At 40.9% G+C, this 12,642-nt stretch carries 15 protein-coding genes and 2 pseudogenes; 6 read left to right on the top strand and 11 right to left on the bottom strand.

Annotated features, from left to right (window positions below):
* Positions 1-46: 46 nt before the first annotated feature.
* The 3 genes from ald to JCM19055_RS10190 all read right to left on the bottom strand — a co-directional run bounded on the left by ald (position 47) and on the right by JCM19055_RS10190 (position 2,446).
* Positions 47-1,174: an alanine dehydrogenase gene (gene ald, locus JCM19055_RS10180; protein ID WP_042359663.1), complete on the bottom strand. Its 1,128-nt coding sequence runs from the start codon at positions 1,172-1,174 to the stop codon at positions 47-49.
* A gap of 76 nt (positions 1,175-1,250) precedes the next feature.
* Positions 1,251-1,616: a hypothetical protein gene (locus tag JCM19055_RS10185; protein ID WP_042359664.1), complete on the bottom strand. Its 366-nt coding sequence runs from the start codon at positions 1,614-1,616 to the stop codon at positions 1,251-1,253.
* 65 nt (positions 1,617-1,681) lie between these two features.
* Positions 1,682-2,446, bottom strand: a complete 765-nt coding sequence (locus JCM19055_RS10190; RefSeq protein ID WP_042359665.1) for an SDR family oxidoreductase — start codon at positions 2,444-2,446, stop codon at positions 1,682-1,684.
* Positions 2,447-2,696: 250 nt separating this feature from the next.
* Here JCM19055_RS10190 and JCM19055_RS10195 point away from each other — a divergent pair, with 250 nt between their 5' ends.
* Entirely contained in the window at positions 2,697-3,134 is a 438-nt protein-coding gene (locus tag JCM19055_RS10195) for a universal stress protein (RefSeq protein WP_042359666.1), read from the top strand.
* A gap of 135 nt (positions 3,135-3,269) precedes the next feature.
* Here the strand turns inward: JCM19055_RS10195 and argH are convergent.
* The 6 genes and pseudogenes from argH to JCM19055_RS10215 all read right to left on the bottom strand — a co-directional run bounded on the left by argH (position 3,270) and on the right by JCM19055_RS10215 (position 8,236).
* Positions 3,270-4,642 (bottom strand): annotated as a pseudogene (gene argH, locus JCM19055_RS10200) (argininosuccinate lyase).
* The gene (locus JCM19055_RS10205) at positions 4,639-5,844 is read right to left on the bottom strand and encodes an argininosuccinate synthase (RefSeq protein ID WP_042359668.1); all 1,206 of its coding nucleotides are present in this window, start codon (positions 5,842-5,844) and stop codon (positions 4,639-4,641) included. The pseudogene argH and the gene JCM19055_RS10205 overlap by 4 nt, the downstream one beginning before the upstream one ends.
* 573 nt (positions 5,845-6,417) lie before the next feature.
* Positions 6,418-6,666, bottom strand: a complete 249-nt coding sequence (locus JCM19055_RS31595; RefSeq protein ID WP_081833599.1) for an EcsC family protein — start codon at positions 6,664-6,666, stop codon at positions 6,418-6,420.
* Positions 6,573-7,079 carry an EcsC family protein gene (locus tag JCM19055_RS10210; RefSeq protein WP_265182010.1) on the bottom strand — a complete coding sequence of 169 codons (507 nt, stop codon included), beginning with the start codon at positions 7,077-7,079 and terminating at the stop codon, positions 6,573-6,575. Before JCM19055_RS10210 ends, JCM19055_RS31595 begins: the two co-directional genes overlap by 94 nt.
* A 7-nt stretch (positions 7,080-7,086) precedes the next feature.
* Positions 7,087-7,236, bottom strand: coding sequence for a hypothetical protein (locus JCM19055_RS27315; protein WP_193745384.1), 150 nt, complete (start codon positions 7,234-7,236; stop codon positions 7,087-7,089).
* Positions 7,237-7,246: 10 nt separating this feature from the next.
* Entirely contained in the window at positions 7,247-8,236 is a 990-nt protein-coding gene (locus JCM19055_RS10215) for a class I SAM-dependent methyltransferase (protein ID WP_042359669.1), read from the bottom strand.
* Between the two features lie 347 nt (positions 8,237-8,583).
* Here JCM19055_RS10215 and JCM19055_RS10220 point away from each other — a divergent pair.
* The 5 genes and pseudogenes from JCM19055_RS10220 to JCM19055_RS25405 form a co-directional block, all read left to right on the top strand.
* A pseudogene (locus JCM19055_RS10220) lies at positions 8,584-9,030 on the top strand (hypothetical protein); the annotation flags it as partial.
* Positions 9,031-9,173: 143 nt separating this feature from the next.
* Positions 9,174-9,935 (top strand): hypothetical protein, encoded by a 762-nt coding sequence (locus tag JCM19055_RS10225; protein ID WP_042359671.1) that lies wholly within the window; start codon positions 9,174-9,176, stop codon positions 9,933-9,935.
* Positions 9,936-10,018: 83 nt separating this feature from the next.
* Positions 10,019-10,297 (top strand): hypothetical protein, encoded by a 279-nt coding sequence (locus tag JCM19055_RS10230; protein ID WP_042359672.1) that lies wholly within the window; start codon positions 10,019-10,021, stop codon positions 10,295-10,297.
* 507 nt (positions 10,298-10,804) lie between these two features.
* On the top strand, positions 10,805-10,960 hold the full coding sequence (locus JCM19055_RS31600; protein ID WP_370543077.1) for a PH domain-containing protein: 156 nt from the start codon (positions 10,805-10,807) through the stop codon (positions 10,958-10,960).
* 111 nt (positions 10,961-11,071) lie between these two features.
* Positions 11,072-11,239, top strand: a complete 168-nt coding sequence (locus JCM19055_RS25405; protein WP_081833602.1) for an SHOCT domain-containing protein — start codon at positions 11,072-11,074, stop codon at positions 11,237-11,239.
* A gap of 386 nt (positions 11,240-11,625) precedes the next feature.
* Here the strand turns inward: JCM19055_RS25405 and tpx are convergent, their stop codons facing one another.
* Together tpx and ytfJ are read right to left on the bottom strand one after the other, a co-directional pair.
* Positions 11,626-12,129: a thiol peroxidase gene (gene tpx / locus JCM19055_RS10240; protein ID WP_042359673.1), complete on the bottom strand. Its 504-nt coding sequence runs from the start codon at positions 12,127-12,129 to the stop codon at positions 11,626-11,628.
* Between the two features lie 63 nt (positions 12,130-12,192).
* A complete protein-coding gene (gene ytfJ / locus JCM19055_RS10245) occupies positions 12,193-12,636 on the bottom strand; it encodes a GerW family sporulation protein (RefSeq protein WP_042359674.1) in 444 nt (147 codons plus the stop codon).
* Positions 12,637-12,642: the final 6 nt, after the last annotated feature.

Here is a 12,642-nt window from a genome sequence, read left to right on the forward strand (position 1 = left end):
TCATCGACTTTCGATTCACTAAACCTATTACCGATTTTGACTAACGTTAAACGTTTTCTGAAGGTAAAACGGCTTCAATTGGCGTAAATGGTAAGTCCATTGCAACGGCAACTGCCTCATACGTTAATTTACCATCAATCGTATTTAATCCCTTTTTAAGGTTCAGATCTTGCTGAAGCGCCGGTACTAAACCTTTGTTCGCAATCGCTGACACGTAAGGCATCGTTACGTTTGTTAAAGCGATTGTTGATGTTCTAGGAACAGCACCTGGCATGTTCGCTACGGCATAATGCAACACATCATGCTTTGTATAAACTGGATCATCATGTGTCGTAATGCGATCTGTCGTCTCGAAGATTCCGCCTTGGTCGATTGCAATATCGACAATCACCGAACCTGGTTGCATCTTCTTTATCGTTTCTTCTTTTACGAGCTTAGGCGCTTTCGCCCCTGGAATGAGGACCGCCCCAATTACAACATCCGCTTCAATAACCGATTGTTCAATCGTAACCGGATTAGAAACGAGTAAGTTCACAGAAGAACCGAACAGATCATCAAGTTCACGTAGTCGTTGTGGACTTAGATCCAAGATCGTTACATTCGCCCCAAGTCCTAATGCAATCTTGGCAGCGTTCGTTCCTGCAACACCCCCGCCGATAATCGTTACTTTTCCACGACTAACTCCAGGTACACCTGCAAGTAAAATTCCTTTTCCACCTTTAGTTTTCTCAAGGTATTGAACGCCCATTTGCGTTGACATTCTTCCAGCCACTTCACTCATCGGTGTAAGTAGTGGCAATGAGCGGTCCGGTAACTGTACCGTTTCATAGGCAACTGCTGTCACTTTGCTTTCAAGTAACGCCTTCGTTAGCTCTTCTTCTGCAGCCAAGTGCAAGTATGTAAACAACTGTTGGCCTTCTTTGAAATAGCCATACTCCGATTGAACAGGCTCTTTCACTTTCACGATTAATTCTTGATTCCACGCTTCTTGAGCAGAATCAACGATTACAGCACCTGCTTCGACGTACTGTTCATCCGTAAATCCTGATCCAATCCCTGCAGACGTCTCAATAAACACTTGATGCCCGTCACGCTTTAAAAGCACAACGCCTGTTGGTGTCATTGCGACACGATTTTCTTGGTTCTTAATCTCTTTGGGTACGCCAATATTCATAAGCCCCACGCCCCTATTCTAGTTATGGTATAAAATAAAAAATTAGTCTACCTCAAAGATAGACTAACAGTAGTGATTAATCAACCAACACTTGCTCACTTTTCCACCGCCACGTATAAAGCTCACCTTCTCCGTTCTTCCAACGAACGTCCATCTTGCGTAGCTTTGGAAAATGTTGCTTAATTCTTTCTGCTAATTGATCTGCTGTTACCTTTTCATTCACATGCAATTGTTTACTCATATTCTCGACATGTTCTTTCGCATCTTCTGAGCGCAGCACCCGATCACCATCTTGAAATTCATAAAGATCTGGACTATCAAATCTCCATTGATATCCCCCATCTTTCGTTTCAATGGTCACACGAAGCCCAAAGCTTTCCATTAATTCATCCGCTTCTGCTCTCTCCAATGTCCCTACACTTACCATCATAACTAGCGCCAACACAGCTATAAGTACCTTTCTGATGACCGATCACCTCACCCATAGCATGGCTTTGAAATGACTTCCTATTCGTGTCGGTTTTGGTGTAGAACATCAACGCCACCAGTCACTTCAATAATAGCACCTGTCACAAGGTCTGCGTGTTCATCCGCAAGAAACATAACCGTACGTGCAATGTCGCCACCAGTCCCAGGTCTACCGACCGGAGTCTCGTCATCTTGATGCGTTTTGCCAGTCTCTATTGAAGCTTCTTTCATGTCACCAACGATCTTTCCAGGGCAAACCATGTTCGCTGTAATGCCGTATTCTGCTTCTTCAACGGCTACTGACTTAATTAAGGACGCAAGCCCTGCTTTTGCAGCGCCATATGCGCTCCGGTACAACCATGCAGGTGCATTTCCTACATCTTGAAAACCGTAAGCAATAATTCGACCATAGCGTTGTTTACGCATGATTGGCAAAGCTTCTTTTAATAAATAGAACATACTTGAAAGATTTCCTTCAATCATCGCATGCCATTCGGATGGCTCGTAATCATAAAGCTTCTTTCGTTCAAAAATATATGGACCTGCGTTATTGACGAGTACATCAAGACGGCCAAATCTCTCAATCGCCTGTTGAATAAGTGAGATCACATCTTCACGGTTCGTCACATCCGCTTGAACGGCAAACAATTGCTTTTCATCAATGCCCAACTCTTCACGCAACCTCAGAACAGATGCATAATCACTTCGATAACTAACCGTGACAGAGTAGCCCTTTTTTATGAAGGCTTCAGTTACTTGTTTCCCTAATCCTTTTGATCCCGCTGTAATAAGTGCGTGTTTCATACAGAAAACCTCCAGGTCCTGTTCGTCTATTTGATCTTACTATTTTTTTTGAAAGACGAAAAGCAAGTCGCTCATTTGTTTCGTTAGACCCATACTTAACTTTCGACAAATTCGTTAACACAGGGTAAAATGGACTCAAATGAGGTTTAGAATATCCCTTTAAAGGAAACAGCTATTCTGAAGAGATATTCAATTGCTTTTATCGATTTATACTTATGTACGAACCATTTGAATAAAGGAGGAGACCATTATGCGTCGTTACCAGAAAATTCTAGTTGGGGTAGATGGTTCAACCGAATCCAACTACACATTTGACCAAGCTTGTGAATTTGCAATTGATCAAGGAGCCAAGCTTTTTATCGTGACTGTAATTGACACGAAATCGTTCGCTACGATTGAACGTTTTGACCGCCAAATCGTAAAGCGTGCAGAAGAACAAGGAAAACAAACGCTTGAGAACTACAAACAACAAGCGTTGGATAAAGGTGTCGAAGAAGTCGAGACAATTCTTGATTTTGGATCACCTAAAGTTCGCATTACACGATATATCGCACCAAAATATGAAATTGACTTAATCATGGCTGGTGCAACAGGCGCCAATAAAGTAGAACGTATCGTGATCGGTAGTGTTTCTGAAGCGATCGTACGCCAAGCGACTTGTGACGTTCTGATCGTTCGTCGTAAGTAAAGAAGAAGTTCTTAAAAGCGTCCTGCAAAGTTTTTACTTTGCAGGACGCTTTTTGACTTAATGCCACCTCAATACAATAAGAGAAAATGACATAACTCCATCACGAGTCATGCCATTTTCCGATCTATAGTGCTTTTATTGTAACTTTGCTTTTTGGAAAGCAATACTCTCTTTCACTTTTGTAAAGCCAGTACACCTGCGCTCAACCTTCTTGCAACTGCTTCATAAGGGTCTAACGCAGTATAGATGTCCTCTTCGAAATAGTGACTCGCATCCTTGAACGTGTCAAGCGAGAGCCCACTTAACACTTTGTTTTCTTGAATGCACTGAAGAACAAGCTTTCCGACAACTTCATGCGCCTCACGGAACGGCATTCCTTTTGTTGCTAGGTAATCCGCAAGCTCTGTTGCATTCGAAAAGTCGGACTTTGTCGCTTTTTCAGTTTCTTCTTTTTTGGCAGTCATCGATTCGATCATACCGATAAAGATCTTTAATGATCCTTTAACAGTCGTTACAGCATCAAAAATTCCTTCTTTGTCTTCTTGCATATCTTTGTTATACGCAAGGGGAAGGCCTTTTAACGTTGTGAGCAACCCGACCAAACTGCCGTATACACGTCCTGTTTTTCCTCGAACGAGTTCAGCCATGTCTGGGTTTTTCTTTTGTGGCATAATGCTACTTCCCGTTGCAAATGCATCATCCAACTCAATAAAGTTAAACTCATGACTTGACCATAAAATGAGCTCTTCAGAGAATCTAGAAAGGTGCATCATAATTGTTGACGCAACACTTAGAAATTCAATGAGAAAGTCCCGGTCACTGACCGCATCCATACTGTTCATATAAATGTCGTCAAACCCGAGCGCTTCAGCTGTTTCGTAGCGATTAATTGGGAAAGTTGTCCCTGCTAAAGCACCAGCTCCAAGCGGCGAAAGGTTTACACGTTTCAAACTGTCTTGTAGCTTGTCATAGTCACGATCAAACATCGACACATAAGCGAGCATATGATGTGCAAAAGAAATTGGTTGAGCACGTTGCAAATGAGTGTAACCAGGTAAGAGCGTTTCAACATGCTCTTCGGCTTGCTCTAATAAAACGAGCTTTAAATTGTTCAAAAGTGTCATCAACTCATGCGTTTCTTTTCTCATGAACAGATGGATGTCCGTTGCGACTTGGTCGTTACGACTACGCGCCGTATGCAACTTTCCAGCTACGTCTCCAATCTCGTCTTTTAGAAGCTTCTCTAGATTCATATGAATGTCTTCGTACTTCACGTCAAAAACGAGTTCATTACGTTTTGCTTTTTCTAAAAGGGACTTTAAGCCTTTTTGAATGAGTGATTCATCTTCGGCTGATATAATGCCACAATTCGCAAGCATAGCTGCATGAGCCATGCTACCTTCGAGATCTTCAAAGACGAGCTGTTGATCAAAGCCGATGGATGCACCAAATGCATCCACCCACTCTTCTGCTTCTTTTGTAAATCTGCCGCCCCAAAGCTTGGTCATAGTTTCACACCGTTCTTCATTACTTGGCTATGCACCTTCGTTGGAAGTCCCCAAAGTTGCGTAAACCCAACTGCTGCATTGTGATCAAACTCATCTTCTTTCGTATACGTAGCAAGCTTCTCATCATAAAGAGAGAATGGTGATTTACGTCCTTCTACAATCGCATGACCTTTAAAGAGCTTCACACGAACTGTTCCTGTTACGGACTTTTGTGATTCCTTCAAAAACGCTTCTAGCGCTGGACGAAGCGCAGAGAACCATAGGCCTTGATAAATGAGTTCCGTTAATTGCTTAGAGACAATCGGTTTAAAGTGCGCAAGTTCTCTTGGAAGTGTTAAGTCTTCTAGTTCCTTATGCGCTTTAATTAACGTTGTTGCGCCTGGTGTCTCATACACTTCACGTGATTTAATCCCAACGAGACGATTCTCAACGTGGTCAATTCTTCCGATGCCATGTGCACCCGCGATTTTGTTTAGATGCATGATCAATTCATCTAATTCATAATGAACGCCATCAACTGCAACTGGCTTGCCTTGTTCGAATTCAATTTCAATCGTATCTGGAGTATCTGGTGTTTCTTCAAGTGGCTTCGTCAGATCATACGCACCTTCTGGTGGTGTCGCCCACGGATCTTCAAGAATGCCACACTCATTACTTCTCCCCCACAAGTTCTGGTCAATCGAATACGGGTTATCCAAATCAACCGGGATCGGAATGTTATGCTCTTTTGCATATTCAATCTCTTCATCACGGGACCAACCCCACTCACGAACAGGTGCTAATACTTCGAGATCTGGATTTAGCGCTTGAATTGACACTTCAAAACGAACTTGGTCGTTTCCTTTACCAGTACACCCGTGCGCGACTGATCCTGCACCCGTTTGTTCAGCAATCTCAACGAGCTTCTTTGCGATGAGTGGTCTTGATAACGCTGATACGAGTGGATATTTATCTTCATACATTGTACGCGCTTGAAGTGCAGGCAATACGAACTCTTCTGCAAATTCTTTCTTTGCGTCAATTGTATACGACTGGCTTGCGCCGACGTTAATCGCTTTTTGTTTTACTGTTTCTAAATCTTTACCTTCACCAACATCTAAGCCAACTGCAATGACTTCATATCCTTGATCCATTAACCATCTAACTGCAACTGACGTATCTAAACCACCTGAATAGGCTAAAACGACTTTTTGTTTGTTCATATTGATTGAAAGGGATCTTTTCCCTTTCATTCACCTCCGTGTATAAAATTTCGGTACGAATAAACATGCTATCGATATTATTATTATGCATTAATTAGTAAAAAAATATAAGAGGATCGCCCTCTCTCAATGTCTAAATATACTGTAACACCATCTTTAATGAACATCAATAGTTATACATACATTTTATAAAAATGTAATAACGTGACGTTCGCGATTCAACGATTTGTTTAAAAAAAGACCAAGTACTTGATTTATACAATGAATAAACTCCATTACTGGCGGTTGCTTCCACGCTTCGCACTAGAGCAACACGGTTCAACGTGTTTTCATTATCACTGGTGACAACCCTAAAATCTTCGGTCAATTACATAGTCATGTAGAGTTGCTAACATAACTAACCTATGCAAAACAAAAGCGGCTGCTGTGGCAAAGACGCCTGCGAGAGTATAGTTAGCTGAAGATCATCAGCTGACAACACCCTTGGCAAGCGTAACCACATAAGCCGCTTCATCCATTTATGAGTACTTCATTTATTAACAGCCTGAAGCGACGTATGATAGCTACTTTCTTCTATTGTAAGATTTCTTCTAAATAACGTCGCTCATAATAATGTCCGGCAATCGTTGACACTTGCCTTGCCAATTGATAATTGCTGTACGCCCCCACTGCAATTCCAGCAATAGGAATGCCTTGAACCATCTTCTTTCTTAAAACAGAAATTATCATTAACTTCGCAATTTGGCGCAATGGTTGTTGGAACCACTCTGCAGATGTAACTTCCTCATTGCCACCATAAAAACAGGAAAGCGCCCCATCCATATTTCTTTTTCTGCTTGTAGCTCAGTCCAACCTTCATATTGCGCTTTTCTCGGAAGCGTAGCAACGTGGAAGGCTTTTAAGGCAATCATCATTTCTCTTGGATGTCTAAGGTCATTGCCAAACGACATTGCTGCCAATTGAACCGTGCGTAAGTTAGTAGCAAGCATTAGCGGTAAGTCTGCTGCTAATAAAAACGGTCCACCAAGACCCGTCAAGCCACCTTGTCCAAACGACAATAAGCGTTGTTTGGCCGTTTGTTGTTCAAGGATGAACTTGTTCTGTTCAAACGAAAGTTGATTCAACTCAGAAATGTGTTCAATGCGATGATTAAACACTTTTGCAGTGGATAAGATACGTTGCTCCGCTTCAACTTGTGCACTCGAGTTCAAGATGAGTGTTTGTGTATAAAACATAAAGCGATCAACAAGTTCTACGAGCTTTTTTTTCATAACGCTTTGGTAACACATCTTGACTGTTCGTTAACTTACGATGTCGAATCTCTTCAGGGAAATATACATCTTCCCATTCATACAACTCACGAAGTCTCTCGTGAAGCTTTGCTTCATCCATGCCATCACCTTCAGTTATAAATGTGATCAAACCATTCGTTAATTTTAGCCATCATGTCTGTCATCGCTTCTGCACGCGTAAACGATGGAAGTTCTGCGAATAAAGCTTGTTGTGGTGCCACAACATCTGGGCCTTGCTTTTGTAGCATCCAAATGCTCTTACCATGCCGTTCAGCTTTAAACATCGTATCAGGAAGTTGCAACATTCCAAGTGTAATCGTCTCTTTTCTCATGAATGTACGGAACGCTTCCGAATGTTCTCTTGTAAACATATCATTTGGAATTAATAAAAGCATAACTCCACCTGGCTTTAATGCACGTAAGCTGTTTTCAATGATTGCATATTCTGCCGGCATTCTTCCTTCACTAGGTTTCGTATTGAACGACTCCACGACCTCATCGTTCGTATAAATCCCATTTGGAAGGTCTGATACAATCACATCAACCGTTGGTATACCTTCTTCTTTCACACTGTCCATATTGTACAGTTCTAGTTCATATTGCTGTAAGTTCGACATAACGAACGCAAGGCGGATTAGTGACTCATCCACGTCCGCTCCAATTGCACGTTCGATGCCTTCTGTATGGTTCATCATAGCAGTAAGCATGTTTCCTGTTCCTACAGCAGGGTCGTAAACACTCACCCCTAATTGATCTTTTAATAAACGCTTTAACAAATACGACATAAAAATAGCAATACCATCAGGTGTCATCGCATGATGGGGTTGCACGGCTTGCTTCATCCCTTTAATGATCGCAAGTTGAAATGCCTTTCGAACGGTTTCGCGTTCCATTGTCATTTGATCAATCTTTTTAAATTGCTCTTCCATTTTCTTAAAGGCAACATCGGAGAGCGGTTGTTGCATAATGCTTCCTTGGAATAAATTATCTCCAGCAAGCGCAAGTGTCTCCAAATAACTGCCATGCCCTTCATTACTTAGCGTTTCAGCCATTTCATCCAGTACGTGAAACAACTGATCTGTATCTATTTGACGTTCCATCTTTTCACCTCGTAATACAATCTTGTTCCAGTTTATCACGTTCGTTCCCTACATCTCTACCTTCAGTAGAGGAGCACACAAAATAATCCATTTTCATACAATGATTACGCATTGCATGAAATGACATTCTGTGACAAGATAAAGGTCTGACTGTCCACATGTAAAATGACGTAACGAGGTGCTTCCATGTTGAAATCTAATAAAGTCCGCCATTTAATGCTCGGCACAATGAAATCTGCGAAATCTGCTCATTTATTGATGCACGGGTATCAATTAGATGAACAAGGGAAGAAGTTTTAACGTTAAAACCAGAAACAGACCTTCGAGACGGCGCTTTCGTTTCTTCACGTGCACTACATACGAAACGCCCCGCACACATTATCCCAAAGTACGATGATGGATCTTATGTACAATCGATTATTGAGACTGAACGGCCTGAAGTGATTCTTGTGGATGAATTACAATTTTTCACAGATGAACAAGTTGAAGCGTTAGCGAAAGCTTCCATTCGCTTTGACGTAGCGATTCAAGCGTACGGGCTCATGATTTCATATACAGGTGAAATGTTCTCTCCGATTAAGCGCGCGATGGAATGTGGATTTACGATCCACCACCTTTCCATGCCATGTGCTCACTGTTCTCAAGATGCGACTCACCACCTTCTCTATTTAGATGGTGTTTTGCAAACGTCTGGTTCACCCATTAATGTTGAAGATTATGCGGATGCAACCCAAATCTATGAATCTGTTTGTTATGACTGTTATACAACGGCCATTCAAGCAGCTTATGCTTAACAACCACTGAACTGTTCTTCAGTGGTTTTTTCGTTATGAATTCTTTCCGCTAGAAAAAAAACGGACTTTTGTGTCATAGTAAATAAACTTACATTATTTCATGAACGGTGATCTTGACTTTATTTGCAGAGGAGATGGGCGTGTTGGTTCGTATTCAAAAAGGTACAGTTATCGTATTACACCGAATGCAGCCAGATACGTACAGAATTGAAACAACGTACGGGGAAGTTCTCATTGAAGAAAGTCAGAATTATACGATTTATCTAACCGATGCGAAACTCTATCGCAATGGAAGCATTCGCGGGGTCTATTTAGGTCAAGGTGGGAAAGAGCTTATACGTGGGTCTAGTCGAACGCTTTTCTATGACCCTGTCTATGGGTATACGCTTCGAAACCGAACGGTCGTCCATAAAGGCCGTCTGCTTACGGTTGAGAACAAGCAACTTGCTGTGATGATCTTGCAAGATCCACCGACGAACAATTTCGCTTATGTCCTTCCTTATGACCTACCGACCATTACACGGTTCCGCGTAGGTGATCAAGTAACTGTCCGGTCGAACCTCGTCGTTGGATGTGACTATTACAATGAAGATTCCAATACGTATGATACGTTCACTTCTCACATGGAACCTTTTAAAGGCCAACCTGGAAACGTAACTGAAGTCGATCGTAATGGGAAGTACCGACTCACACTTTCAAGTATGTACCAATTTACAGATGAGATGCTCGTTGATGCTCTTGCGACGAAAACGTACACACAAAACGTCGAAGTGGAAGAAACCATTCATACGGTTCAATCAGACATGATTAACGCAAAAATTGACCAAGCACTTGATGAGCGTCTTTACCTTACTGACCCAAGCGCTTTTCAGAAACTCGTTGACGAAAAAAAAGGGCTCACTTAAACATAACCAACATAGGGAGATAAGGAAATGAAAAACGTAGCATCCTTTAATCTTAGGCAGATAACGTTTTCTGTAGTTCTGACGTGAAAACGTTAAGATTCTTTATCGTTACGTTGCTATTATTGCTTGTATTCGTGGCTTATATTAATTCTAATGCTGATCCAACAGATCACGACGAGACGCTTTTGTATATCGAGGGTGTAACCTCAGACATCAATAGAATGGGCTTTTCCTTCACGATTGATATTGAAGAAGATCCTCATTTATCAGACACTGTCATCGTGCGAATTCCAGCGAGTCATGTTTTTAGATTCGCTCAAGTTAAAAAGGGCGCTTCGATTAGAGTAGGGTATGATGGTTAATGATGGAAAGTTATCCTGTTCAAATTACTGCAACAACTTTTGAAGTCATTGATCATTAGCATAAATTATATAGGAGCAACGCCTCTAGATCTGTTTTCAAATAATAAGGCTGTTTACTTATGACAATGCATTGTCATAGTCGGGATGCAATATTCTCAAGTAGCGGTAACTCTTTGATCGTACTGAACCGACTCTTTTAGCGACTAAATTTTTCCTAATGAATATACAGCTGTATTCAACATCTCGTCCATCTCTTTTGCCATTAATAGAACTTAGGTTTATTACTTTATTTATCTTTATTGATTAAAAGTGGCTTATGACTTACGATTATACACACCTAAGTTACTGCTTAATATTACTATTTTTTCACTTGAATTTTCTTTTATACTATCACAGAAAGAGGAGAAAATATTTGCATACTGTTGAATCTGTTAAGCACCGTTTTAAAGAAGTAGGAATCAGCGATACCTTCGGAACTAAAAAAAAGAAATAAAAGAGCTTCCTAAAATTCTTCATGATAATGAGGTTGTTAATTACGCTACCAGTGGATTTTTAGAAGGGAACACTTGGCTAGTCGTCTCAACGAACCAAAGGGTTATTTTTATAGATAAAGGTATGGTTTATGGCATTAAACAAAAAGAAATATTATTAGAAAAAAATTAATTCTATCGCTCAAAAAAAGAGGGATGGTGTTCGGCGAAATTCACATTTGGGATGGAGCAGATAAATTTATAATTAAACAGTGCATGAAAGCCACTGTACAACCATTTATTGATGCGACAAACGAAGCTATTAAAAAAAGTTAAAAGGGCAACTATAAATTCTACTCATGAAATAGAATTAAGTAATTACGCTAAAATAAAAGAATTGAAAGAGCTATTGGATATTGGGGCAATTTCAGATGAAGAGTTCCAAACGGAAAAAAAGAAACTATTAGGATAATTAATATACAAATACATAACTTTTCTTAACATCCTTTAAGACGTAAGAAAAACGACACATACAAGTATACGTCATCAGAATGTCAAAATAGTGTTGTTCTAGTATAAATAAGAAGTGGAAAGTTAATGAACTTGTAGAGTTTAAAGCATCAAAGTAATACATTTTAATTTAGCATTTGTAAAACTTCAACATGTCATAGTAAAGCGGCTGTCGTGGCGAAGACGCCTGCGGGAGAAGCGTTAGCAGAAGATCATCGTGCGTAGCACGATAGCTGAGGCAACGCCCGCGGCAAGCGTAGCCACAGAAGCCGCTTACTCATTTACGAGAACATTTTCTAAACAGCCTCTGGCTCATCATTAGATGATGAGCCAGTTTATTGTGTTCTATTACTTAATAAGACTATTCACTTGTGCCAATGCATTGTCATAATCAGGGTGATTAGTTGCCTCTTCAACATACTCAGCGTGTTGAATTGTTCCTTTATCATCAATGACGAAGACAGCGCGAGCGAGTAAGCGGAGTTCTTTCATACCTAGACCGAAGCTTTGTGCAAATGAGAAGTCGCGGTGGTCTGAGAGCATTTCAAGATTGTCGACGCCTTCCGCTGCACACCAGCGCTTTTGTGCAAATGGAAGATCTGCGCTAATTGTGAGGACTTGAACGTTATCTAATTTAGCAGCTTCTTCATTAAAACGTTTCGTCTGTTGTTCACAAACGCCTGTGTCGATGCTTGGAATAACACTAATTACGATCGTTTTGCCTTCGTAATCTGCAAGTGTTTTCTCTTGTAGACCTGAATCAAGTACGGTAAAATTCGGCGCTTGTTCGCCTACTTTAACTTCATTTCCTACTAGCGTCATTGGGTTACCTTTAAATGTTACTTTTGCCATGTATAATCCTCCTAGATAGATCCTTTACATCTAGTCTAATCGGAATTGGCAATGTCTGCAAATTTAAAAAGGCGGAGTTTCCTTTTTCGTTACATCAATTGGCGATAAACTTTGGTCTTCAACGTGCTCATTCCCTTGAATGAGATCCTTGATTTTCTCTACGACTTGAGGAGTAAGTTCAAGTAATTTCTCATAAAAGTGTGTTCCGTTATTTAAATGAATCATCTTAACCCCATGCGTTCCAACAATTAAAAAGGCAACTGGCGTAATGGACACACCGCCACCACTACCTCCCCCAAATGGATGACGTTCTTCTTCATCCATCGCATGTCCAACATTCATTTCTGTACCACCTGCTGCAAACCCAAAGCCTACTTTGGAAACAGGGATGATGACATTGCCATCTGGTGACTCAACGGGATCACCAATAATCGTATTCACATCGACCATTTCTTTAATGTTTTCCATTGCTGTTTTCATTAAACCTTGAATAGGATGTTCTGCCACGGCACG

The sequence above is a fragment of the Geomicrobium sp. JCM 19055 genome (assembly GCF_000698185.1).
In the GTDB taxonomy this organism is placed as follows: domain Bacteria; phylum Bacillota; class Bacilli; order Bacillales; family Marinococcaceae; genus Geomicrobium_A; species Geomicrobium_A sediminis.

Bases quoted from the DNA above. Each gene is read 5' to 3' on its own strand.
- ald (WP_042359663.1), bottom strand. From the start codon at position 1,174: ATGAATATTGGCGTACCCAAAGAGATTAAGAACCAAGAAAATCGTGTC.
- JCM19055_RS10190 (WP_042359665.1), bottom strand. From the start codon at position 2,446: ATGAAACACGCACTTATTACAGCGGGATCAAAAGGATTAGGGAAACAA.
- JCM19055_RS10195 (WP_042359666.1), top strand. From the start codon at position 2,697: ATGCGTCGTTACCAGAAAATTCTAGTTGGGGTAGATGGTTCAACCGAA.
- JCM19055_RS10205 (WP_042359668.1), bottom strand. From the start codon at position 5,844: ATGAACAAACAAAAAGTCGTTTTAGCCTATTCAGGTGGTTTAGATACG.
- JCM19055_RS31595 (WP_081833599.1), bottom strand. From the start codon at position 6,666: ATGGATGGGGCGCTTTCCTGTTTTTATGGTGGCAATGAGGAAGTTACA.
- JCM19055_RS10210 (WP_265182010.1), bottom strand. From the start codon at position 7,079: ATGTTTTATACACAAACACTCATCTTGAACTCGAGTGCACAAGTTGAA.
- JCM19055_RS27315 (WP_193745384.1), bottom strand. From the start codon at position 7,236: ATGGATGAAGCAAAGCTTCACGAGAGACTTCGTGAGTTGTATGAATGG.
- JCM19055_RS10215 (WP_042359669.1), bottom strand. From the start codon at position 8,236: ATGGAACGTCAAATAGATACAGATCAGTTGTTTCACGTACTGGATGAA.
- JCM19055_RS25405 (WP_081833602.1), top strand. From the start codon at position 11,072: ATGCGACAAACGAAGCTATTAAAAAAAGTTAAAAGGGCAACTATAAAT.
- tpx (WP_042359673.1), bottom strand. From the start codon at position 12,129: ATGGCAAAAGTAACATTTAAAGGTAACCCAATGACGCTAGTAGGAAAT.